The sequence below is a fragment of the Cytophagales bacterium genome (genome assembly GCA_033344775.1).
Taxonomy (GTDB): Bacteria; Bacteroidota; Bacteroidia; order Cytophagales; family Cyclobacteriaceae; genus JAWPMT01.
The window spans coordinates 37,279-61,326 of the sequence record JAWPMT010000007.1; the positions used below are offsets into that span (position 1 = coordinate 37,279).

The 24,048-nt window shown below is 40.7% G+C and carries 23 protein-coding genes; 20 read left to right on the forward strand and 3 right to left on the reverse strand.

All coding sequences use genetic code 11. The features are described 5' to 3' along the window. Positions 1-78: 78 nt before the first annotated feature. Positions 79-1,404, reverse strand: coding sequence for an IS110 family transposase (locus tag R8G66_32170; protein ID MDW3197079.1), 1,326 nt, complete (start codon positions 1,402-1,404; stop codon positions 79-81). Positions 1,405-2,516: 1,112 nt separating this feature from the next. After that, complete coding sequence (locus R8G66_32175) at positions 2,517-4,052, reverse strand: aldehyde dehydrogenase family protein (GenBank protein MDW3197080.1); 1,536 nt, start codon at positions 4,050-4,052, stop codon at positions 2,517-2,519. A 166-nt stretch (positions 4,053-4,218) separates the two neighbouring features. Between R8G66_32175 and R8G66_32180 the strand changes: the two genes are divergently transcribed. From R8G66_32180 to R8G66_32275, 20 genes are all read left to right on the forward strand, one after another. Beyond that, complete coding sequence (locus R8G66_32180) at positions 4,219-4,842, forward strand: TetR/AcrR family transcriptional regulator (GenBank protein ID MDW3197081.1); 624 nt, start codon at positions 4,219-4,221, stop codon at positions 4,840-4,842. A 65-nt stretch (positions 4,843-4,907) separates the two neighbouring features. Beyond that, positions 4,908-5,198: a hypothetical protein gene (locus R8G66_32185; GenBank protein MDW3197082.1), complete on the forward strand. Its 291-nt coding sequence runs from the start codon at positions 4,908-4,910 to the stop codon at positions 5,196-5,198. An 11-nt stretch (positions 5,199-5,209) separates the two neighbouring features. Continuing rightward, complete coding sequence (locus tag R8G66_32190) at positions 5,210-5,830, forward strand: TetR/AcrR family transcriptional regulator (GenBank protein MDW3197083.1); 621 nt, start codon at positions 5,210-5,212, stop codon at positions 5,828-5,830. A gap of 126 nt (positions 5,831-5,956) precedes the next feature. Then, complete coding sequence (locus tag R8G66_32195) at positions 5,957-6,916, forward strand: hydrogenase (protein ID MDW3197084.1); 960 nt, start codon at positions 5,957-5,959, stop codon at positions 6,914-6,916. 6 nt (positions 6,917-6,922) lie between these two features. Continuing rightward, positions 6,923-8,512, forward strand: a complete 1,590-nt coding sequence (locus R8G66_32200; GenBank protein MDW3197085.1) for a nickel-dependent hydrogenase large subunit — start codon at positions 6,923-6,925, stop codon at positions 8,510-8,512. Positions 8,513-8,568: 56 nt separating this feature from the next. Then, complete coding sequence (locus R8G66_32205) at positions 8,569-9,054, forward strand: hydrogenase maturation protease (GenBank protein MDW3197086.1); 486 nt, start codon at positions 8,569-8,571, stop codon at positions 9,052-9,054. After that, a complete protein-coding gene (locus tag R8G66_32210; GenBank protein MDW3197087.1) occupies positions 9,038-9,358 on the forward strand; it encodes a hypothetical protein in 321 nt (106 codons plus the stop codon). The genes R8G66_32205 and R8G66_32210 overlap by 17 nt, the downstream gene beginning before the upstream one ends. A gap of 9 nt (positions 9,359-9,367) precedes the next feature. After that, a complete protein-coding gene (locus tag R8G66_32215; GenBank protein ID MDW3197088.1) occupies positions 9,368-10,849 on the forward strand; it encodes a hypothetical protein in 1,482 nt (493 codons plus the stop codon). Between the two features lies 1 nt (position 10,850). Next, positions 10,851-11,195: a hydrogenase maturation nickel metallochaperone HypA gene (locus R8G66_32220; protein MDW3197089.1), complete on the forward strand. Its 345-nt coding sequence runs from the start codon at positions 10,851-10,853 to the stop codon at positions 11,193-11,195. Between the two features lie 85 nt (positions 11,196-11,280). Further along, positions 11,281-11,997, forward strand: coding sequence for a hydrogenase nickel incorporation protein HypB (hypB, locus tag R8G66_32225; protein MDW3197090.1), 717 nt, complete (start codon positions 11,281-11,283; stop codon positions 11,995-11,997). A 5-nt stretch (positions 11,998-12,002) separates the two neighbouring features. Beyond that, positions 12,003-14,285, forward strand: coding sequence for a carbamoyltransferase HypF (gene hypF, locus R8G66_32230; GenBank protein MDW3197091.1), 2,283 nt, complete (start codon positions 12,003-12,005; stop codon positions 14,283-14,285). Continuing rightward, positions 14,276-14,551: a HypC/HybG/HupF family hydrogenase formation chaperone gene (locus R8G66_32235; protein MDW3197092.1), complete on the forward strand. Its 276-nt coding sequence runs from the start codon at positions 14,276-14,278 to the stop codon at positions 14,549-14,551. Before hypF ends, R8G66_32235 begins: the two co-directional genes overlap by 10 nt. A 2-nt stretch (positions 14,552-14,553) precedes the next feature. Continuing rightward, positions 14,554-15,657, forward strand: coding sequence for a hydrogenase formation protein HypD (gene hypD / locus R8G66_32240; GenBank protein MDW3197093.1), 1,104 nt, complete (start codon positions 14,554-14,556; stop codon positions 15,655-15,657). A 1-nt stretch (position 15,658) separates the two neighbouring features. Next, positions 15,659-16,702, forward strand: coding sequence for a hydrogenase expression/formation protein HypE (gene hypE / locus R8G66_32245; protein ID MDW3197094.1), 1,044 nt, complete (start codon positions 15,659-15,661; stop codon positions 16,700-16,702). Next, positions 16,696-17,796, forward strand: coding sequence for an NHL repeat-containing protein (locus R8G66_32250; GenBank protein ID MDW3197095.1), 1,101 nt, complete (start codon positions 16,696-16,698; stop codon positions 17,794-17,796). Before hypE ends, R8G66_32250 begins: the two co-directional genes overlap by 7 nt. Then, positions 17,793-18,407, forward strand: a complete 615-nt coding sequence (locus tag R8G66_32255; GenBank protein MDW3197096.1) for an urease accessory protein — start codon at positions 17,793-17,795, stop codon at positions 18,405-18,407. Before R8G66_32250 ends, R8G66_32255 begins: the two co-directional genes overlap by 4 nt. Then, a complete protein-coding gene (locus R8G66_32260) occupies positions 18,404-18,961 on the forward strand; it encodes a bifunctional nuclease family protein (protein ID MDW3197097.1) in 558 nt (185 codons plus the stop codon). Before R8G66_32255 ends, R8G66_32260 begins: the two co-directional genes overlap by 4 nt. Continuing rightward, positions 18,961-19,791 carry a hypothetical protein gene (locus R8G66_32265; GenBank protein ID MDW3197098.1) on the forward strand — a complete coding sequence of 277 codons (831 nt, stop codon included), beginning with the start codon at positions 18,961-18,963 and terminating at the stop codon, positions 19,789-19,791. Before R8G66_32260 ends, R8G66_32265 begins: the two co-directional genes overlap by 1 nt. A gap of 144 nt (positions 19,792-19,935) precedes the next feature. Beyond that, positions 19,936-20,904, forward strand: a complete 969-nt coding sequence (locus tag R8G66_32270; protein MDW3197099.1) for a DUF4198 domain-containing protein — start codon at positions 19,936-19,938, stop codon at positions 20,902-20,904. Between the two features lie 12 nt (positions 20,905-20,916). Further along, complete coding sequence (locus R8G66_32275; protein MDW3197100.1) at positions 20,917-21,582, forward strand: HupE/UreJ family protein; 666 nt, start codon at positions 20,917-20,919, stop codon at positions 21,580-21,582. 554 nt (positions 21,583-22,136) lie between these two features. Here R8G66_32275 and R8G66_32280 read toward each other — a convergent pair. Further along, the gene (locus R8G66_32280; GenBank protein ID MDW3197101.1) at positions 22,137-24,047 is read right to left on the reverse strand and encodes a hypothetical protein; all 1,911 of its coding nucleotides are present in this window, start codon (positions 24,045-24,047) and stop codon (positions 22,137-22,139) included. Position 24,048 lies beyond the last annotated feature (1 nt).

Consider the following 24,048-nt stretch of genomic DNA (forward strand, 5'->3'; position numbering starts at 1 on the left):
TCTCCTTTCAGGTCGGGTGCGGCCGGCTAGGCTATCCACAGTACACGCCGGGCCGACGCACGGCACTTTGTTCCTATCCTAAGGACACAAATCTGGGTCGGCAGGTACCAGCACCATGTTATGTTGAAAAGCCAGTTTTTCTAAGTACCTCTTCTGCTTGGCTATTAATGCATCTTCATAAGCCTGGATACCTTGCTCTACAAATGCCTCTCCTTTGGTCATCACTCGATAGTAATAGCAGGCGATTTTTCTAGCAATGGCTTTGATGGCAACTCCACCACCTCTTTTAGCTCTGATTCTCCTACCAAATGAACCTAAAGCAAGGTGTTTACTTGTGAGTATTCCTTGAGCAACATTTCTGAATAGGTAACTCGCCTTGTTGTGCCGTTTGACTTTATGCCTTCTGTTACTCTTTCCTGAGCTATTCTTCTGAGGGGCAAGTTTTAACCAGCTAACAAAATGCTTTTCAGTTTTCCAGGCACTCATATCCACACCAATTTCACTAACGATTTGCAGAAAGCTGTAATCAGTGATTCCCGCAATAGTGGTTGGGTCTTTTCCTTGAGTTAATTTCAATAGTGGCTGATGCAGGTCCTTGATATCTGGCTTGTGATAACGAATGGGCTTTCTTTTACCCTTGATTTCAACATCAGGTATTTGACTCGTAATTTCCTGAAGCAACTTTTCAACTTCTTTATCACACTCATGAATAAGCTCATTATAGTGCTTCCATGATCGATAGGCTTGTCTAAGCGCGAATAGATGTTCTTCTCTGTACTCTCCCTCTAATGCTTTGACCACCAAATCTCTTTTCTTGTTGAGAATCGATGCTTCACATAATTCAACAAGCTTTTCAGGATCAGTTTCACCATCCAATATCTTCTCCACCATACGTAACCCACTGGCACCCGTGATATCATTAATAGCTTCCGTCAAACGAACATTCATCAGAGTAAGCGCTTTTTGCATCAGGTGAACTTGACTTGCAGAAGATTGTATGTTATCTCGCCTTACTCGCATGTAGGTTCTCAGAACTCTAAAATCTCCAGTTGGCACAAAGCTTTTCCTCAAAAGACCATAACTATGCAATTGCCGTAACCATTGGCAATCTTTTACATCTGATTTTCTTCCAGGAACATTTCGAACATCCCGACCATTAACCAGATACACTTCAATACCTGCCTCTTCAAGTATGGAATACAAGATGATCCAATAAACCCCAGTGGATTCCATGGCTACCGTTTGAATTCTCCTACTAATCAGATAGTCTTTCAACGCATGACATCCTTGCGTATAAGTGGGGAAAATCTTAACCTGTTCTTCACCAGCATCTACGAAGAACTCTCTGCTACCGATATCTATTCCAGCAGCATGTTGATGGATTACATTGAGGCCTTTTTTCATAATCATTCATATTTAAATGATCTAAAGGCCAGCTATTCAGTAAGTAACAATATCATCCTAAGCGGGAATATCATCCGAAAATGACATCACCATAAAACTCTACATCCAATAGCCGGGACAAGTTTCCCTGACAGGTAATAAACACTAATTCGAAGCTCTGTCACTTCCATTAGATCATTGGTACTAAGTTAGCTAGTTGAGAAGGTGTCCCTGACCCAAACTCTCCGGCTTGCCGGTTGGAACTTCCCTGACGCGACGATTTCTACAGGGGAACCGCACCCTTTTGCTGCGCTCCTAAGCTAAGGCCAAGTAAGAGATCTGTATTGGTCGCTTATCATTCCGATAACTATCGGAACCAACCTATTGGGACCAATCCAGAACACTTGCTTTTTGGCCTTCAATCTTATTCCCTTGTCAATTATCACGAAGTAATCTTCAAACTGCTGGTCTATTTCATGAGGGACCAGGCCAATGCAGAAAGAAACTTTGCATCAGCTTCAGAAAAGGCATGTTATTGACTTGACCCATCGGTGTTGGCAAAATATTCTCATAAACCTCTTCCAGTTCATCACAGCAGCCCACAACCATCACACCATGGTTCCTGCAGAAAGGTATCATTTGAATTCATCCAGGAAGGTTACAAAGTAATCCAACAATTTAGCGATCACTTCTTTAGACACAACAATATGGAGTGGTAACTTAAAACCTATTGCTTTGATGACTATGGAGCCAAAGATACTCTGAAGTTCTTTGGTAATGAGTGCAATGTAATGGCCGAAATCCTTCTCTTTACGTACGACTTATTCCCTTCTCAAGGAGTGCTTACTCACTTAACTACCAATCTTAACAGCACTGGAATGGATGAGCTTTATGGCAATAGAGTTCGATGTAGAAGGCGTGAGATAGCGAATCCCTTTGATTACAATAACGGGAAGCATAAGTGAAAATAATTGAGTAAAAAGAAAAGGACCCAACTAATTCAAGTCCCTTTTCTACGTAACCGCTGAACGCTAACTAGTAGCACGCAATAAATATCGGATTCATGTAACTTCATCTAGTTACGACTTCTCCGTATTTTCTTCCTCGATGACAAATTATTGTCAAGTGTAGAATTAAGGCAACAGAGTATACTCAGGGAAATTTCCAACAAGTTTTTCATCTGGTTCTCCAACTGTTACTGCCATCACCAAATACTTGCCTCCTACAAAACAACCCTTCCAGGACTCTCCTATACCACCGAATGTCTCCTCATTATCGCCTCTAGACTTCATTTTATTGAGACCGACCTTAAAACCTCTCAACTGAGAGCCAATTTCTTTTGCTTCTGTTTCATCATCACAAGCGATGCTTGAAACAAGGGCTCCATTTGACACATTCATCTCGCTAATAAGTTCTTCTTTGGAATCCACAAGAACGATACTGTCGAGTGGTCCAAAAGGCTCACTATGATACAAAGTAGAGTTCTTTGGAATGTTAAGTAGCGATACTGGAGCATAATAAGCAGAAAGATCCTGATTAGGAAGAAAATCATATGGATTTACTTTTCCCTGATAGAGAGCTACTGCTCCTTTTCCCATCGCATCAGTCAACATAACATTCAAATCACTCACTTTCCTGGAGTTTATCAACGGTCCAAAGTCTAGCTTCGGAGGCTTTGATTCTCCCTCATTTACTAACAAGGGATGACCATAACTCAATGATTTTAAAATAGGCAAATACATGTCCAAAAACTCGGGAAAAAGTGATCGTTCCACCACATATCTCACATAAGCAGTGCAGCGCTGCTTTCCATATTTAAATCCAGACCTGATCTGTTTTCCCAACTTCTCAAAATAACTGTAATTCCAAACGCCATAAGTATTCACCCCTTCCATTTCGAGCATATACCTCTTGTTACGATCGTACAATGAAGCGGCGATGATTCGGCCATTGCTTTTGCCTCCTACGTACGAAAGACAATCCACCTGCTCATTTTTAACGAGCGCTTCGCTTAGTACACCTCCGGAACCACTGACTAGCGACATAGGTAGTCCATGTCTATGTCCAATGGCAAAGCACACTGTCAGTGCAAACAGCCCACCATCAGAGGGGGTTTTTGCTATCGCCACATTACCGCAGAGTAATTGAACCAAACAGGCGTGGACTAAAACAGAAAGGGGATAATTCCACGAAGCAATATTGGACACCACTCCGATCGGTTTCCTGGCTCCGATCATATCATGGATATTCTCCAGATACCAACGGACCCCTGATATACACCTATTTACTCCATCTAATGCTTGATCAAATGGTTTCCCTATTTCCCAAACTAACAAAAAGGCCAAGAATTCTTTGACCTTATCCATATCATCCAAGGTCTGGGATACCATTTCTTTTCGAACTTCCAAAGACTCCTTTGCCCATTTTTTCTTCGATGCTGACAAATAAGTCACTGACTCTTTACAGATATCTGAGGTAATCATTGGGTAGTACCCCAACAGTGTTCCATCCAGAGCAGAATGAAATGGTTTTCTATTACCTGCTTCTTGCCATTCACCTTTTATTAGATTAAGAATATTCCCATCTTCATCCAATGTCTCCGGGAAATCTTTTACCAAACGAGCCATCAATGAAGACCATTCAGCCTGCGGAAGTATTATCTTATTCATATTTTACGTCTACAATCGAATCTTCTTAAAATTAGAAAATACTTTCTAATTATTAGAAAACATTTACTAATTCCGATGTAGAACAGTCATTACTAGAGCATGTTAAACCAACGAAAGCTCTATTACGTTTTTGTCTAATTAGAAAAAATATTCTAAATTATTTTCCATGAAGGAGACAAAACCGAACATTCTTAAAGCTGCTTTGCAGTTGTTTAACCAAAACGGTTTTTCAAGTGTGCGTCTTCAACATATTGCCGATGAGGCAAATGTCAGTATAGGCAATTTAGCCTATCACTTTGCAACGAAGAAGGACCTATTGGCCAACATTTACCAGGATTTAGTTTTGAAACAGGTTGAGCTTATTAATGAGCTGAATATTGTACCACTCTTCGAAAACTTGGATAGACACTGGGATAATGTTTTTCAAATTCAATATGAATATGCATTTTTCTATCAAGATACGCTTGAGATACTCCGCTACAGTAATGAGATATTCCTTAAATGCCAAGAACATACCAAATGGGAAAAGGATCAATTGTTCAGAATCCTCCAATTCAATATATCCCGAGGTGCATTGATCCCTTTAGAAGATGACGTTATAAGTCAGGTTGCTGATCTAACCTGGCTCATTGAAAATTCTTGGTCCCAGCGAATGACAATGGCTGAAAATAGTAGTTTAAGTTCGGAAAAGTTTAAAATTCTGATGTGGCAATTAATTTTGCCCTATTTATCTGACATAGGTAAACAGGAATATGATCAATTGATCAAGTGGAAAGCAATACCATTATGAATCTAGAGGTATACATCGATAAGAGGTGCTACGGTAAACTGCTAGATCTGATGAACCTGCAGCATATGACAGATTTAAGAGGAGAATATATGGATTTGGACTTATTCTACAGGGATGAATGGTTATTGGACAGTGCAGTTATTGAAAATGTAATTGAGCGCAATGGTAACTGGGATATCTATTTAGTATTTGCCCATGTTTCGGATCCTCTTAAACTGATAAAAAGAAAAATTACTAGATGTACGACCCTTAAAAGAGCAGAGCTCACTGCCAATTTTATGCGGAGGCAGGCAGCGAAGGATCAAAGGGGAACTTTAAGGATTGATGCATCAATATTTCATAGTTGTGATAACTAAGGTCTAAATTCATGAGTCACACGAAAGAAAGAATTATTTCAGCCGCGATTGAGCTTTTTAACGAGCAAGGGTTTGTAAATGTACGGTTGCAAAATATTGCCGATGAACTAGAAATTAGCGTAGGGAATCTCGCTTATCATTTCAAAAATAAGGAAGCTATAGTCTCAACTGCTTACTATAAGATTGGAGATGAATTGTCATCAATATTAAGTAACTATCGAGTAACGCCAGACCTCCGTGATTTAGATTACCAGCTTGATCTTTATTTCGATTTTATCAGAAAGTACCCATTCTACTTTATTGACATATTAGAGATAAAAAGAAATCATCCCAACCTTCACGAAGTACGTAAAGATTACATCTCTAAGATGGTCGTCCAATTCCAAAAAAGAATTGAGTACAATAAGTCGAGAGGAATTGTGAAATCTAGTCTGGAATTAGAACATATCTATCAACTGGCTGATAACATGTGTATGTCTGTCACTTTTTGGTACACATACCAAGCTATTAAAGACATGGATGAGAGCTTGGAGAGTTTCAAAAAGTCAGTTTGGTCACAGCTATATCCCTATCTCACAAAGAAAGGTATGGTTGAATACAGCAAATTCGTCTCAAGTGCCTCAGTTGAATAATTAGAAAAATATTTCTAGAAATTTTTTTCTAATTATTCAAAATCCCCTATTTTGGAGGGTATGGTTTGATGGATTTTCAAAAATCCTCCCCAATTAACGATAAACATTTAACCTAACGAATAAAATATGGCGAATGTACTTTGGCTCCAAGGGGGAGCATGCAGTGGTAACACAATGTCTTTTTTGGACGCTGAAGAGCCTACCGTAGTAGAGTTAGTCACGGATTTCGGAATTAATATTCTCTGGCATCCTTCCATCGGCTTAGAAATAGGAGAACAAGTCACTGACCTTCTTAAAGATATACTTGAAGGCAAAATTCAGCTTGACATTTTTGTCTTCGAAGGAAGTATAATTCAAGGCCCGAATGGTACTGGCACAATGAATTACTTTGCTGAGCGCCCAATGATGGATTGGGTCAAAGAGTTAGCAGCTGTCACACAGTTTACCGTAGCAATCGGAGATTGCGCAACATGGGGCGGAATACCTGCAGTGCCGCCTAATCCAAGTGAATCTACCGGTATGCAATTCCTAAAAAAGCAGAAGGGTGGAATATTAGGAGCAGATTATGTTTCAAAAGGCGGATTACCTGTAATCAATATACCTGGCTGTCCAGCACACCCTGATTGGGTCACGCAAATTTTAGTGGCCATTTCAACAGGACGCATTGGTGATGTTTTGATTGATGACTATCATAGACCAAAAACATTCTTTACGGACTTTGTACAAACAGGCTGCACCAACGTAAACAATTTCGCACAAAAAGTAGATGGAGGGTTTGGTAAAAGAGGAGGATGTCTCTTTTATGAAGTCGGTTGTAGAGGGCCAATGACTCATGCGAGTTGCAACAGAATTTTGTGGAACAGAACATCTAGTAAAACGAGGGCTAACCACCCATGTCTAGGATGTACAGAACCAGGATTCCCTCACAATGACTTACGGAAAGGAAGTGTTCTGAAAACCATGAGGACCATGGGGATCTTCCCCAAGGAAGTACCAACTGGTCAATCCAAAGGATTGTATTATTTAAGAGCAGGTTGGGAGAAAATCCTCCCTGTCAATAAGGCATTAACTGAAACTTCCAAATAAGTTATAATGGCAACAAAAGAATTGAATATATCTCCAGTAGGTCGCGTAGAAGGAGACCTGGACGTAAAAGTTTTTATGGAAGGTGGTGTCGTTACCAGGGCACACACACAGGCGGCAATGTTCCGGGGATTCGAAAGAATCATGGCTGGAAAAGATCCGCAATCTGGACTGATTGTAACACCAAGAATCTGCGGGATCTGCGGGGGCTCACATTTGTATTGTGCCTCTTCGGCATTAGATACCGCATGGGGCACGAAGTTGTCTCCAAATGCACTTCTCTTGAGAGCAATCGGCCAAGCTACAGAAACCATTCAGAGTATACCCAGATGGTTTTATGCCATTTTCGCTACGGATTTGGCGAACAAGAAGTTTGCCAGCAAACCCCTTTATCAAGAAGTGGTAAAAAGGTTTGCTGCTTACACGGGTACTTCTTTTCAATCTGGAGTGACCGCAAGTGGTAGACCAGTCGAGGTATATGCACTATTCGGAGGCCAATGGCCTCACTCCAGCTACATGGTTCCTGGAGGAGTTATGTGCGCTCCAACATTGAAAGATATCACCAGAGCCCATGCTATTATGAACCAATTCAGAAATGACTGGTTAGAAACTACGTGGCTGGGATGCTCCATTGAAAGATATATGCAGATCAAAAGCTGGGATGATTTGATGGCCTGGGTTGAAGAAAACGAATCTCAACGAAATAGTGATTTAGGTCTTTTCATTAGGGCATCGCTCGAGTTTGGACTTGACAAATTTGGTCAAGGAGTCGGTAAATACATTGCATATGGGACATACTTGCACAAGGATAGATACAATACACCTACAATTGATAGCCGTAATCATGCGTTGATTAGCTCAAGTGGTTTCTACGACGGAAAGAGTTACCATGAATTTGATCACAAGCAAATCTTTGAGCATGTGGATCACTCTTGGTTTGAACATCAAAAACCGGCGCATCCATGGGATGAGCCGCTTCCAACTCCGGTAGTTTCTCAAAATCTTGAAAATTCCGATTTCAACGGTAAGTACAGTTGGGCAAAAGCACCTCGATATATGGGCAATGCAGCCGAAGCTGGTCCATTGGCACGTGTGATCATGAATGCAAATCCCAATAACATGGATCATCAAATTCAAGATCCGTTGTTCGGCGACATCATGGAAAAATTAGGACCAAGCGTGTTCACAAGAACGTTGGCCCGTGTGCATGAAGCTCCAAGATTGTACAATTACATTGATGAATGGTTAACACAGATTGTGCTTGACGATGAATTCTACATCAAACCTGAAGAAAAAGATGGTAAGGGATTTGGTGCCACTGAAGCCGCGAGAGGTGCTCTTGCTCATTGGATAGAAGTGGAAGGTGGAGTAATAAAAAATTATCAGGTTGTTGCCCCCACCACATGGAATGTCGGGCCAAATGACGCGGAAGGAAAATCTGGACCAATCGAGGCAGCTCTTGAAGGTACTGAGATTGAAGATCCGCATGATCCTGTAGAAGTAGGTATGGTAGCTAGATCCTTTGACTCTTGTTTGGTTTGTACCGTACATGCCCATGACCAGAAATCCGGCAAAGAGTTGGCAAAATTCAAACTATAATCAATTAAATTAATCGAATCATGAACCCGTAAGTTTTACGGGTTTTTTTTTGTGTGATGAAGAAAACGGCAATAATGGGCTTTGGAAATCCTGTCCGCAGCGATGATGGGATTGGATGTTACGTAATCGATGAGCTAAAAAAAACACTTGATTCCGGAGATATCACCATACTCGATATGGGTACTTCAGCTTTTGAAGTGCTGTATCAACTTCAAGGTCATAGCAAGATCCTGATTGTGGATGCGGTGATCAACACAGGAGAACCTCCAGGCACGCTTTACAAAGTTCCGGCCAGAGAAGTGATGAAAACCCCGGAAGAAGATCCAATGGTTTTTCTGCATAGCTTGAAATGGGACCAGGCACTTTCATACGCTAAAAAAATACTGCAGGATCAATATCCCGAAGATATTCAGGTTTATCTTATCTCAGTTGATAATACTCGATTGGAGGTGGATTTATCTCCAGAGGTAAAAGAAGCTGGCGACAAAGTGGTTCGGTTAATGTTAGAAGAGTTAAAAGCAACGCATGAAGTGCGATATTAAGATCAAAGCATCCCATTTGATCATTCCAGCAGAACTGGCTAGGAGAATACTTCAGCAAACCAATAATGTGTATGTCTCCTACAAAGAAGATCATGATATTTTAATGGTATCACCTGAGGAGAATACATGGTTTCCAAAGCTACATAGCTCGAAGGTATTCATGGTGAAAAGTAAAGATCAGGCTGGGACTAAAAGTATAGCCATAAGAGAAGTGATCATTGACCATGAAATTGATGACTGTGATCGAAACCTACCCTGCATTGCTAATGAAGAGAAGAAGTTTCTACGAATTGAATTAGGTTAATTTTCAAGTATGATCTACTTATATACATCCCAAAATTGGGAAGAGATAAAGCAGGCAATTGGCAATGTCGAAGGATTGACCGAAGCTACCCATATCGAATCTTTGGCCAAAATTGACGAAACCAAGCCGCATTTGATTATTGATCATGACTATATCAAGGTCTCGCTTCCCTGGGATGGCACCGAACCTCCCGTCATGTTTGCTCCTATTCCCTTCGATTTAGATGACATCATAAGCATCATACTATTCAAATTAGGCTACGCAGAGCAAGCCCTGCAGTTTAACTCTTCACGACTGGTTCTTGATGCAATAAAATGTGGCCTTCAGCTCCAATACCTTGATCGACTCATATTTACACCTCCTTCCGACCATGCTGATTACTTCTCATGGCATAATCATGCCATACTCGCACACTACGCTGGTCATTTGTACAATGAAGTCTCTGTTGAAAGTCTTTACGAACAAGCCATTGAGATATCTCCTTCCGAAGAGCATGCCGCCTGTACAGCCAAACATCTGGCTGTTCAATTGTTAGATACTCATAACACGGAAGCTGCTGAGGAACTGATCCGCCAATATCTCGAACTGGCCTTGAGCGAAAGATCCAAGAAATATCTGGAACTTGACCTGATCAATGTACTCATGACTACCCACCATACCAATTTGGATCGTACCAATGCGGAAGAAATTAAGGACCTGATCTGGAATGCCATCAAATACTTTGAAGATCAAAATACACAGTGGGTCGTTGCCAACCTCTACTCCAGTGCTTCGGAATTAACCAATCTCGAAAAGAGCTATTCCGAATCACTTGGATACATCTCCAAAGCCATTACTATATACAGTGAAGAGGAACTGCCAGAATTTTTGGCTTCAGCTTACCTCCGAAAAGGGACGTTACTTTACACATGGGCTCAAGACGGCAACCCGCAGTTTTATCAGGCTGCTATTGACACCTTTCAGGAAGCCATAAAGACATTTACCCGGGAACATTTTCCTCATGTTTTTGCCGAGATTCATCACAACATGGCTGTGATATATGCCGAAATGCCCGCAGATGATAAGAAAAAAGCCATGTGGTCCGCTTTCTCAGCTACCTCATTCAAAGAGTGTTTGGAATTCTATGAAAAGAACGTTTATCCTTACGAATACGCGATGGTTGCTAACAATTATGCCAATGCGCTGTTGAAATACCCACCTGCCAAAACAGGAGACAATGCGGAAAAGGCAGTCTACTATTATCTCGAAGCTTTAGAAATTCGAAATGCCGAGAACTTTCCTAATGAGAGAGCTCATTCGATACTGAATTATCTAGAGGCATGCTGGAGAGTCCACAATATCAACAATACTATGGAGCGAGCACGGTATAAAGATATGTTGGCCAAGGCCAGAGAGGTCAAAGAGTTGACAAATAATCAGGAATTAATGAACCAGGCCAAAGCCCATTTGGAACAACTATCAGCACTAAGTTTGGCCATCTTGAACGGATAGCATGCACGAAATTTCATTGGTAAGAAACATTTTCCGAACGCTGGAGGCTGAGTTCAGAGAAGACGAACTTGACAAGCTCAACCAAATAGACCTCACAGTAGGTGTTCTGTCCAACGTGGAGCCTATATTGATGCAGAATGCTTTTGAGGCCGTAACAGAAGACCAGCAACGCTTTTTACAAACCAAATTGCACGTGAGTGTTGTCCCTATTATTGTTAAATGTGAATTGTGTGGCGATGAATCCGAAGTGATCAACTACTCTTTCAAATGTCGCAATGGTCACCCCACCAAAAACGTCATTCAGGGGGATGAACTCACAATAGCGCGCGTCCACTTTGATGAATGATTTTTTAGAAATTATTTTCTAAACTCTAGAAAGCCTTTTCTAATTCTATTCAGCCCATTAAATTCCAGGTTAAACTGATAGAATAATGGCAGCAGAAAAGTCAAGCAAAGCAGCAAGAGGCACCGTACAATGTGACAATAGCTCATTTAATTTATTGAAAGCCAACGATTTCGTCGCAGACACGATTCGCAAATTTGTTGCTGACAAAAAGATACTTTTGATTAATATCACCTCTTCGGCAGGAAGTGGTAAAACAACATTAATGCAGGAAACAGCCCGTCGACTCTCTTCTAAAGTCAACATGAAAGTGCTAGTCGGGGATCTTGAAACTGAAAGAGATGCAGACCGGATCAGAGAAACAGGAATCGAGGCTTTGCAAATTGTGACGGGCGGTATTTGCCACCTTGAAGCTCAAATGGTTTGGCAAGCGATGGAGCAAATTGATCTGGAAGGTGTGGAATTACTTTTTGTGGAGAATGTAGGGAACCTTGTATGCCCCTCCTCATTTGATTTGGGCGAGGATTTCAGGGTAACACTTTTGGCTTCAACAGAAGGTGATGATAAACCCAAGAAATATCCAAAGATGTTCCATACCAGCGATCTAATGCTAGTATCCAAGTCAGATCTGCTACCCTATATCCCCTTCTCGGTAGAAGCTGCTATTAAAGATGCAAGAGACGTCAATCCCGACATTGAGGCGATTCAAATATCCAGTTTATCTGGTGAAGGATTAGACAATTGGTGTGAGTGGCTTGAAGAAAGGTTAAAACATAAGCAAGAGAACGCTGCAGTTACTGCATAAAACTTTTGAACACTTTTCATATACATATCAAAGGAAGAGTTCAGGGTGTAGGTTTTCGCCCGTTTGTCTATCAAAAAGCTCTTGAATTAGGCATCAAAGGTTGGGTTTGCAATGCCACCGATGGACTACATGTAAGAGGCACTGCCAAACATTCTGTTTCTCAGCAATTCTATCAAATCTGCCAAACCGAAAAACCGGAATTGGCTGTGATTACTGAGTCTTCTTTTCGAGAAGTCAATCCGGAAGCATTTGATGACTTCCAAATTGTAGAAAGTCAGAATCGTAAACTTGAAATTAATATTTCACCCGACTTTGCGATTTGCTCAAATTGTCTAGCCGAGCTACACAATCCCCAGGATAGAAGATTATCCTACCCCTTCATCACCTGCACACATTGCGGTCCTCGATATTCAATACTTTCGGGTTTACCTTATGACCGTCCCTTTACGGTCATGAACTCGTTCGAAATGTGTGGATCCTGCAAGAGAGAATATAACGAACCATTAGATCGGCGCTATTACTCACAGACCAATTCCTGTCAAACATGCGGGATACAATTGAAACTGTGCCTGAATAATCAAAAGTTTGAACTCGATCAAAAAGAGATCCTAACTGCTGTCAATCGACAACTGAAAGAGGATAAAATCATTGCAGTAAAGGGAATCGGGGGATTCCTCCTTCTTTGCGATGCAGCATCCGAAAAAGCCATAAGAATTTTACGTAAACGAAAGCAACGACCAACCAAGCCATTTGCGGTACTATTTCCAAACATCATTGCAGTTGAAGAGCACTTCCACATTTGTAAAGAAGAGAAAGACCAACTACTTGGACCAGTCTCTCCAATTGTTCTACTGTCAATAAGGAATAGATCGTCCTTTCTCATGGATTGGATTGCTCCAGGTCTCGATAGTCTGGGCGTAATGATTCCTTATGCCCCGCTTTTAGAGATCATCTCTTCTGGATTTGCAGGACCATTAATCGCCACAAGCGCAAATATCAGTGGAGCACCCATTATACACGAAGAAGATATTTCAGCACTTTCTCAGCTGGCTGATATAGTACTTGATCACAATCGACCAATTACCTTTCCTCAAGATGATTCGGTTATTCAATTTAGTCCGTTCACTAAACGTCAAATAGTACTACGTAGGTCACGAGGAATCTCTCCGAGCATCTTTCAAGGTATCAAATCACCTAATCATGACACACTTGCCCTCGGAGCGGAAATGAAAGGATCATTCGGGCTCACAGTAAATAACAATACCTATATCTCTCAATACCTTGGAAATCTCAGCCATTACGACAACCGAATTCAATTTGAAAGAATCTTAAATAGTTTTTTAGAACTAGTCAGTCCGGACCTTAAGGAAATCGTCGTTGACGAACATCCCGGATATTTCTCACATGAATTCGGAAAAACGCTCGTCATGGAAAGAAATATTTCCCTAACGAAAGTGCAGCATCATAAAGCCCATTTTGCCGCCATATTGAATGAAAAAGAACTGATGCACGATGATAAGGTTTTAGGGGTGGTTTGGGATGGGACAGGTTACGGATCTGATGGACATATTTGGGGCGGAGAATTCTTCGAATATCATAATTACACAATGCACAGAGTCGCTCACCTTGCCTACTTCAATAATCTGGCATTTGACCGAATGGCCCTCGACAACAGATTGTGCGCACTCTCAATCCTTGGAATCCAAGACCGTGAAAAGCTAAAGCCCTATTTCAAGTCGCAGGAATGGGACTTTTACAATAAGGCGCTTGATACTCGGAGAACATTGTCAAGTAGTATGGGTCGTGTATTTGATGCCGTAGCTTTTCTTTCCGGCCTCTCCCAAGAAAATAACTATGAAGGTCAAGCTGCCATGCTTGTAGAGCAGGATGCGAGAAAAGCTTTTGCTTCAGCAAGACAATTTCAACCCTATTCTTTTAGTCTGGATGGTGATCAGGTTTCATTGGAAAGAACGTTCCACGAAATCATGAACGACCGAGAACACCTCCAACATGACATCAGCGCCCGATTTCATTTGACCCTGGTTGAAATCATAAGAACCGTGGCAAAATCATATGGATTTGAAAAGGTAGCATTCAGTGGAGGCGTATTTCAAAATGGTCTGTTGATGGATTTGATCTCAAATCAACTTCACGAAGATTTCCAGCTGTACTTCCATACCGAATTATCACCGAATGATGAAAATATCGCATACGGTCAGTTGGCCTATGCCCAGAATTTAATGCTAAAAGAAAACCAAAATCTTAAACAGTTTGAATCATGTGTTTAGCAATACCAGGAAAAATAAAGGCCATCGAATCACAAATGGATGGCATTCTGCGGATGGCCAAAGTTCAATTTGGGGGAATTACTAAAGAAGCTAGTTTGGAAATGGTACCTCAAGCCAAAGAAGGAGACTATGTCCTTGTCCATGTGGGAGTAGCTATAAGTGTCGTAAATGAAGAGGAAGCCAAAAAAACGTTCGAGTTTCTAAAGGAAGCTGGAGAGCTCGATGAGTTGGAACCCGCCTCCATCGACCAACTAAAAGATCAATAATTATGAAGTATCTGAGCGAATATAGAGATCCGGAGCTGGTCACGCAGTACCTAGACGAAATCAAAAAAACCGTTACGCAACCCTGGACAATCATGGAAGTTTGCGGAGGTCAAACACACAGTTTAGTAAAGTATGGCATACTTGATTTGTTACCCAAAGAAATTACCATGGTTCATGGTCCTGGTTGTCCGGTTTGTGTCACACCACTTAATTTGATTGATAAAGCTGTTTATCTAGCTGAGGAGAAGGATGTAATCCTGTGCTCATTCGGGGACATGCTGAGAGTGCCTGGGTCAGAAAGAAGTTTATTGGAAGCAAAGGCGAATGGTGCTGATATTCGCATCCTCTATTCGCCATTGGAAGCAGTGAAAATTGCTAAAGAAAACCCTGAAAGAGAGGTCGTCTTCTTTGCCGTTGGATTTGAGACCACAGCTCCTGCAAATGCCCTATCGGTGTTGCACGCCAAAAGGACAGAATTGACTAACTACTCTATTCTTGCCTCACATGTGCTCGTTCCACCTGCTATATCCGCACTCATGAGTGATCCAGAAAGTGTGGTGCAAGCCTTTTTGGCAGCAGGTCATGTGTGCACCATCATGGGGTTAGAGGAATATTATCCATTGGTGGAAGAATACAATATTCCGATCGTAGTGACAGGGTTTGAACCTGTGGATTTACTTCAAGGTATTTTAATGACCATCAAGCAGCTGGAAGCGGGCGTAGCAAAATTGGAAAATCAATATACCCGAATGGTGAGCGAAGAAGGAAACCCAAATGCTAAGCAAGCCATTTTTGAAGTTTTTGATGTCACCAATCGCATGTGGAGAGGTATGGATGTCATTCCTTCTAGTGGCTATCAGGTAAAGAAAGATCTTGAGCAATATGATGCCAATGTAAAGTTTGAGGTGACTATTGAAGAGGCATCAGAACATGCTGAATGCATCGCCGGCGATATCATGAAGGGGCTTAAGAAACCATTTGATTGTGCTCAGTTTGGCAAGAAATGTAAACCGTCCAATCCACTCGGTGCTCCAATGGTCTCCTCTGAAGGTGCATGTGCGGCTTATTACAATTATTCAGGAGAAACAGAATTAGCAGAAGTCTGATATGAAAATGGAATTGAGTTGTCCTATGCCAAAACTTGACTTTGATCTAATCACTTTAGGTCACGGAAGTGGTGGGATATTGACTCACAAATTGCTTGATGCGGGCGTTTTTGATCTTTTAAAAAATGATAAGCTTTCAGAGCAACATGACGGAGCTATTTTAGATCTATCAGGCGCCTCAGCTTTTACAACAGACAGTTTCGTTATTAATCCCATCTTCTTTCCTGGAGGAAACATTGGTGAGTTGGCTGTCTACGGCACAGTCAATGATCTTGCTATGTGCGGTGCGATTCCAAAATATCTTTCCTTGAGCTTTATACTGGAAGAAGGGCTACTGATGACCGAGTTTTGGGAAGTTTTAGTTTCTATTAAAGCTGCGGCTGAAGATGCTGGTGTACAAATTGTCACCGGGGACACGAAAGTGGTGGATAAAGGAAAGGGTGACAAAATATTCATCAATACGACGGGCATTGGATCCGTGCACCCAAAATCTAATATCTCGGTTAACAATATTAAGTCCGGCGACTGTATTGTAGTCAGTGATCAACTTGCCAGACATGGTATCGCCATTATGTCTGTCCGCTCAGGTTTGGAGTTTGAAACAGACATTGAAAGCGATACCAAAAACCTAAGCAAGGTGGTTCAATCCAGTATTGAAAAATTTGGTTCTGACATTCATGTCTTGAGAGATGCCACACGTGGAGGCGTAGCCACAGTACTTAAGGAAATGGCTGAAAAGAGTAATCTAGGCATGGACTTGGAATATAAGGAACTACCTGTGAATGAAAGTGTGCTAGGAGCCTGTGAAATGCTAGGCCTGGATCCGATGTATGTAGCTAACGAAGGCGTCTTCATTAGTATCGTCTCCAAGGATATTGCCGATCAATACCTATCTTTTTTGCAAGCGCACGAGGCGTGTCAAAACGCGTCGATCATTGGAACTGTAACCAAAAATCATCCTAAACAAGTCATCATGACAAGTGCCATTGGGGGCAAAAGAGCTTTAACCATGCTTCCAGGGGAGCAACTTCCAAGAATATGCTGAACCTGGATGAAATAACGACCGACTTCTTATTGGAAAGCACCCTATTCTATGGAGATGAGGGGAATCCTTTGCTTGCCCCGAGAGGAGTCTGGATGAGCAATGGAAAAATATTTGTAGCTGATACAGGTCAGAACAGAGTCTTCGTTTGGAATCAGCTTCCAACTGAAAAGCATCAAAAACCTAGTATCACACTTGGTCAGTCAAATGCAACAGAAACCAAGCGCAACAGTGGACAATCAGTTTCGGCAAGTACCTTACACTATCCTTCAGGGATTTGGTCAGATGGAGAACGCCTCATTGTGGCAGATGCCTGGAATCATCGGGTGCTGATTTGGAATAGTTTTCCTAATCAAAATGGCCAGCCAGCCGACGTTGTATTAGGTCAACCTGAATTTAGTTCAAATCAACCCAACGTGGAGGGAGTAGGAAGTGACCCAACTTCCAGAAGCCTGAACTGGCCTTATGGTGTATTCTCTGATGGTACTAGCCTTTGGATCGCTGACACAGGAAATAGAAGAGTATTGTTTTTCAAAGTTATCCCGAACACCAATTATCAAAAAGCAGATGAAGTGATCGGAAAGGAGAATTTCACCCAGCGAGATTATGAAAATACCGATCCAATTTGGCCCTATTCCATCCGCATCAGCAAAACAGGTCAAATGGCAGTTACGGACACTCAATACTACCGGGTATTGATTTGGCATGACTGGAAAACTGGCCTTAATCAAAAAGCAGATGTCATCATTGGACAGGAAAACTTTGAAGGTAATGGACAAAATCAGTACAGATTACAGCCAGCAGCCTTCACACTGAATTGGTGTTATGACTCATTCTTTCATGAAGGAGATCTCTATATTGCCGATACGGGGAATAGCAGAATATTAAGGTTTTCCCCTTTTCCTGAAAAGAATAATCCATCAGCCCATAGCCTGATCGGACACGATGACTTTGGTACCGGAAGTGAGAATTCCAAGACCATGATGGGAACGACCAATGCCCTTTACTGGCCTTTTTCCATTTGTATAGAAGAAAACCTAATGGCCATTGCCGATACAGGCAATCACCGCGTCATACTAAAACCCCTTACTACATGACCATACCTACCCTACTTTTTGCAGCTGTCATCGGATTTAACCACGCTTTTGAAGCGGATCATGTTCTAGCAGTGGGAAATATTGCTAACAGGAGAACGTCATTCTTAGAAGCAATCAAGGATGGACTCTTTTGGGGACTTGGACATACATCAACCATACTTTTAGTAGGATGCATCATCATCATAGGCAAACTCACCCTCAATTTGAGTTCATTTGAATATTTGGAAGTTTTGGTCGGGGTTACGCTTGTTGGATTAGGTATTTACCGCATTGGCAATCTAAGAAAAAATCAATCAGACAAGAAAATAGTAGTTCCCCAAAATAGTAAGCTGGCCTATTCTATTGGCCTGCTACATGGACTTGCCGGAAGTGGTGCTGTCGTACTTATTGCCATGTCGGAAATAGAATCCTCTTCACTTAGTATTATCTATATGCTTCTGTTTGGAATTGGCTCTATCGTAGGAATGACCATTGTAGCCGCTCTCTTCAAAATCCCGATTACCGCCAATAGTGGAGTAAGGAATAAGTTTCAAAATGGATTTGTTCTCTTATCAGGGGTGCTTTGCATTGGTTATGGTTTTTTCATGGTCTACAGCTTCATGGGATTATGAAGAAAATTGAATTGAACCTGATAGCATTGACCAATAGTGAAAGCCATCTGGGCCAATTTGCTTTGGTACTGGAGGACATTAAAATGAAACGGCGAATGCCCATTACAATAGGTGCTCCTGAAGCACAATCCATCGCTATGGTTATTGAAAAGATGAAGCCAGCCAGGCCTCAGACGCATGATCTGTTTCACAGTGCCATCATCACTCTTGGAGCATCATTGGAGGAAGTCATTATCGACGAAATTGTAGATGACAGGTATCATTCAAAAATCGTTTTGAGAATTGGAGAAGAGAAGCGTTCAATTGATTCTAGAACCTCAGATGCCATTGCTCTTGCTGTAAGGTTTGAATGTCCCATTTATACATTTGATTCTATTTTGGACAATACCGGATTCACTGTGGACACAGAAGGACTTCCCATAGATAAAAGAGGCTCTTTTATCAATTTCCCTCTAAGCGAACTGGAAGATCTGTTAGAAAAAGTATTAAAAAAAGAAGACTATGAGAGCGCCAGCAGAATCAGAGACGCTATCAATAAAAAGAAACTGAAGTGATGTCTTTCGCTACTAAATTCTTCGATTTTCTTGCTATTAAATGGCAGCACCATCAGACAGATAAGTTGATCAGCCAAGGGCTAATCAGTGGATTTTTCCTAGGTGCTCTTCTGGTTGCTATTTCTCGGAATACGAGTTTGTCGTTCCTTCCCGACAAGACCAATTACTTTCTTGCAATTGATATTGCTTTCCAAATTCTCCTTATCATCGAAATACTGGGGCTCATATTTGTCCTGCCAAGATCAGTCGCTGATTCTGTAGGAAAGCAGTTTGAAATATTGTCAGTCATTCTACTTCGCTCAGCATTTAAAGAATTTGGTACTTTCGATCATCCTGTAGAGTGGTCCACATTTCTATATGATCCACTTTTTCACATGCTGAGCGACGCTTTCGGAGCCCTTATTATTTTTCTGATCATTGGCTTTTATTATCGTAAACAGAAGCATGAGAGAATTACAAAAAATGATGAAGAACAAGTAGAATTCATTCACTTCAAAAAGACTTTGGCTGTTGTCTTATTAATTATATTCCTCTATTTGGGAATTACAGATGTGTTCCAGTTCATGTTCACTGGTAAATACAAAGATTCCTTCAATACCTTCTATACGGTGCTGATCTTTTCAGATATTCTAATCCTTCTTTTTTCACTTAGATACAGTAGTAAGTATTATAATCTCTTCCGTTATTCTTCATTCGCTTTTGCTACAATTCTGATTAGAGTTTCACTAACCGCTCCTCCATACGTCAACATCCTTTTGGGTATTACAGCAGGAATGTTCGTGCTTGGCTTAACGATTATTTACAACTACTTCATGGAAAAAAATAGTTAGAATTTAAGTATTGATCACACTGTTTTGATAAGAGCGCTTGTTCGTACAACATGGATTACGAATGTAGTTCTATGACCAGTGAAAAAGAATCGATCTAATTTCTATTGTCTAAAAACTAAGTTTGCAACCAGTTTTTTAATGCTTATGAAACGAATCCTTTTCGGCTTTTTTCTTACACTATTTTTGTGTAGCCATGACATGTACCTCAAGTTCAATCAGTACTGGCTAAAACCTGGAACAGAAGGTATCATTCAGCTTCTTAATGGCACATTTGACCGGAGCGAAAATGTGATCACACGGGACCGAATGCTTGATGTGAGCCTGCTCAGCAATAACAAACGGATTAATGTTGATACCACTTCATGGTATGAAAAAGACAGCACCACTTACCTGAGAATCAATACAGATACACCAGGAACATGGGTAGCAGGGGTCTCAACCAGGGCAAGAACCTTTGGCCAATCAGCAGAAGATTTCAATGACTACCTTAAACATGATGGTGTCTTGGACATGTTGGAATTACGAAGGGAAAATGGCACACTACAAGATTCCGCTGTTGAAAAATACTCAAAACATGTAAAGACCATCTTTCAGGTTGGTGATCGACTCACTGATGATTACAAAACGGAACTTGGCTATCCTATTGAGTTTATCCTTCTCAGAAATCCTTATGACCTGCATCCAGGTCATGACCTACCAGTCAAACTATTGTTTGAACAAAAACCTCTTGCCAATCAATTGGTATATGTTGGTCACCAGGCAGCATCACATGAAAACACGCATGATGGACATACACATTCTCATGTCCTTGAAACTGACCACCAACACGATGAAATGCTCCAGTTGAGGACAGACCCTCAGGGAATAGTAAGTGTTCCAATTACCGACAAAGGCATTTGGTACTTGCGAACGATACATCTGGTGGAAGTGAATACAGAGCGCCTTACTCATGAGTCAAACTGGGCAACGGTTACTTTTGGTATTGGCAGCGGTCACGCACATGATCATGACGAAGATTCACACAGCCATGAAGAGGGAATATCTGGCTACCTATATGGATTATTGAGCTTACTTGTTATTGTCGGATTATATTTTTGGTTTAATCGAAAGTAACAAAATCAGGAAGTGCGTCTCAAAATCATTCTTTTCCTGTTAGCCGTCCTGCCTTTTGCAACTTTTGCCCACGATGTGTCCGGAGGTGATCGAGCGTTACTAGAGAGTGGAGGTCTACTAGCTTATATCTGGGTTGGCGCAAAGCACATGCTCACAGGATATGACCATCTGCTTTTCCTTGTGGGCGTCATTTTTCATCTCAAGCATTTCCGAGATATCGTTAGATTCATTACCGCTTTTACGGTCGGCCATAGCATAACGCTTATTTCAGCCACCTATTTACACATAGCCGTCAACGAGCATCTCATCGATGCAATTATAGGATTGAGTGTCCTTTACAAAGGTTTTGAAAACCTAGGGCTATTTCAAAAATTACTCAAATCAAACCCACCCCATTTAATGTGGATGGTGTTCCTATTTGGATTAATCCATGGACTAGGGTTATCAGCACGCTTACAATCATTTGCCATGGATCAGGAAGGTCTCATACTTAAGATTCTAAGTTTCAATCTGGGGGTGGAATTAGGCCAGATATTGGCATTGATCCCTATTGTACTGATCATTAATTATTGGCGGACCAAGGAAAGTTTCCAGCCATTATTTAAGGCGGTGAATACATACCTTATCCTGGCAGGTATTGCATTGGCCATTTACCAAATACTTCAGTGGGGTAGCTGATGAGAAGTCATTTCAGGTAAAAATTGTATTCCTGTTTTGACTTGAATATATAATCCCTCAATATGTAACCCTAACCCAACTTCACCTCTTTAGCGAGAAACGGCTGCTGATAAAGGCGATTGTTTGTAGCTCCGTAGATCGCATTGGCCAGGGCTGCGAAGACTGGCGGGAAAGGAGGCTCACCCACTACTTTATCATCATTTCTATTACAGCGACAAAAAAAGCGACACATCAAATACGCATCGCTTCTCATTAAGAACCAGCTATGGAAAATAGTTACTCACTATTTATGAAGTGAAATTAATTCCATGACGAGGGACAGAGCAATAACTTCGATGAACGGCTCTATTTTTTCATTTTAGCCGATATCAACAACCGCTGAACATCTTACCGTGTTACCTAAGGGTTCTGGAGTATATAATAGAATTAACCGTGAATGAAGGGTGTTGTATTTCTGTTGGCTTCCTCTGAAGTTGATTTGCGAAAACTTACATAATTCCAATGCTTGCTTATTATCCAAAATGTTCAAACTTCTTTGAATAGATCGCAAGTATTCAATCGGCAGAATTACTTTTTATAAACTCTCTCAAATACTTGAATGGAAAAGGAACAACTGTCAAAGTTTCGTTTCTGACGAAATCCACGTTCAATGTAGGAATCAATTTATCAAAGAAAAGTTCGCTATCGCCGTACGGTTTTATATTTCTAATAATTGAAGCCTTTGGGAATTTGGCTTGGATCCCTTTACTTTTTTCACCTACGAAATAAGAAAGACCTTCTCCATCTATCCAATAGCCGATATCCATGTTACCTTCGAAAAGCTCGTAACGACGCTGGTCTCGAAAGTAGTAGTGTAGTAATTCGCCAGTATTTTCAAAAAGCCATTTACTAAAAGCTTTGCGTAGTGATCTATCTTTTATGACTTTTAAGATCTGGACCCTGCTCAATTCCTGGGGGTCAATCAAAAAGTGACTGACATACGCATCCACTTGTTCTTGCTTTTTTAAGTCAGTGATCTGAGTCCGAAATTCATTCAAATACTGACAAAGTCGTTTGGAGCTAAGAACCAGAGGTTTTCGAACCAAATCGAACTCTTTGCCCACTTCTCTAAAATTTGGAATAGTAAAGAGTCCTGTTTTTTCTATAACATTTATATGCCCTTGATCAGACACTACTAATCCCTCTGCTTGCTCATGTAGATCATAGACGTCCAAGAAATCCTGATATTTGTGATCAGAAAAAATATCGGATTCTAAACAACTAAATTCCAATTCTCCTCTCGGTGAAACTGTAAGAGTATAATAAAGGTCATCTTCTTTTATAACAAAGACCCATGGTTTATCAAATCCATATTCCACCCAATCAACCATCGTTATTTGAGCATTTCGAATATCTGACTTTATTGTTAACTCCTTGAATACATTGTTAATGGCTGCCTTTGCAGAAAACCGAAAGTCCTCATATGTGAGATGCTGTACTGTAGAATCAGTGGTATTTTTGTACGGGTCCTCTACTTTGTATTTTTCATAATATTCTTTGTTATGGATTAACCTGATATTTAGAGATTGTTCATCCAAAGTATCTGCTTTTTCTAAATTCAGACCAGGCACCAACTCGCTCAATTGATCAATTAAATCCGATAGAAATTCATTGGAATCTTCATCGGATATTGTATCTATCAATCGTAGTTTTTGCTTATTCAGGCTCTTGAGAATTGCTTCATTTTTAAAATCATTTAAACTTTTCGAAAAAGGTAGATTATTGATCTTATCAACCTTGGAAAAGCGCAGGCTTAAGAATGGATTTAATCTTTCTTCTACTTGTTTCCATAACTCATAATATAAACCCAATTTGGAGCTATTATAAGCCTCCGGGGTTTCAAAATTCATGAATGGAATTACCGATTTTTTGCCAGGTTCTTGTTTTATAATATATGTTTTATCCAAGTCTAAGGAATCTGAAGGCATCAATCTCCTCATTACTAGCTTCCCTTCGTGAATGGTATATCTCGCATAGTCTTTCAATTTCTTCTTCTCAAATCGAAGTTTATTTTTCAAACTCAAGTTGGTGAAAGTGGAGACATTTAGGTTTAGCAGCATGTCAGGAGAAACATCAATTTTCAAAGCCATAACCTTTGTTATTAAGTTATCTCTACCTCTCCATCTTTGAAGGTTATCAGGATGAATTAAATATAGATGTCCAGTGAGATTATTGAATTGGAGAAACGGATGATCATAGTTCGCTAAAGAATTGAGTAAGAGCTTTAAGAGAGTATTTTTTGGTAATTGTCTTAAGTTCTTAGATTCATCAGTGACCATAATTTGGTCAGCTTCATCTAAATCTGAAATTTTGGATCGAACCTCATAAAGTGAAGTATTCTCAGCTAACAGAGCGTAAAATGAATTTCCTTTTTCAAATACAATGGAGTTCGCTCTTATAGAATTATCTACCAGATCCAGAATCATG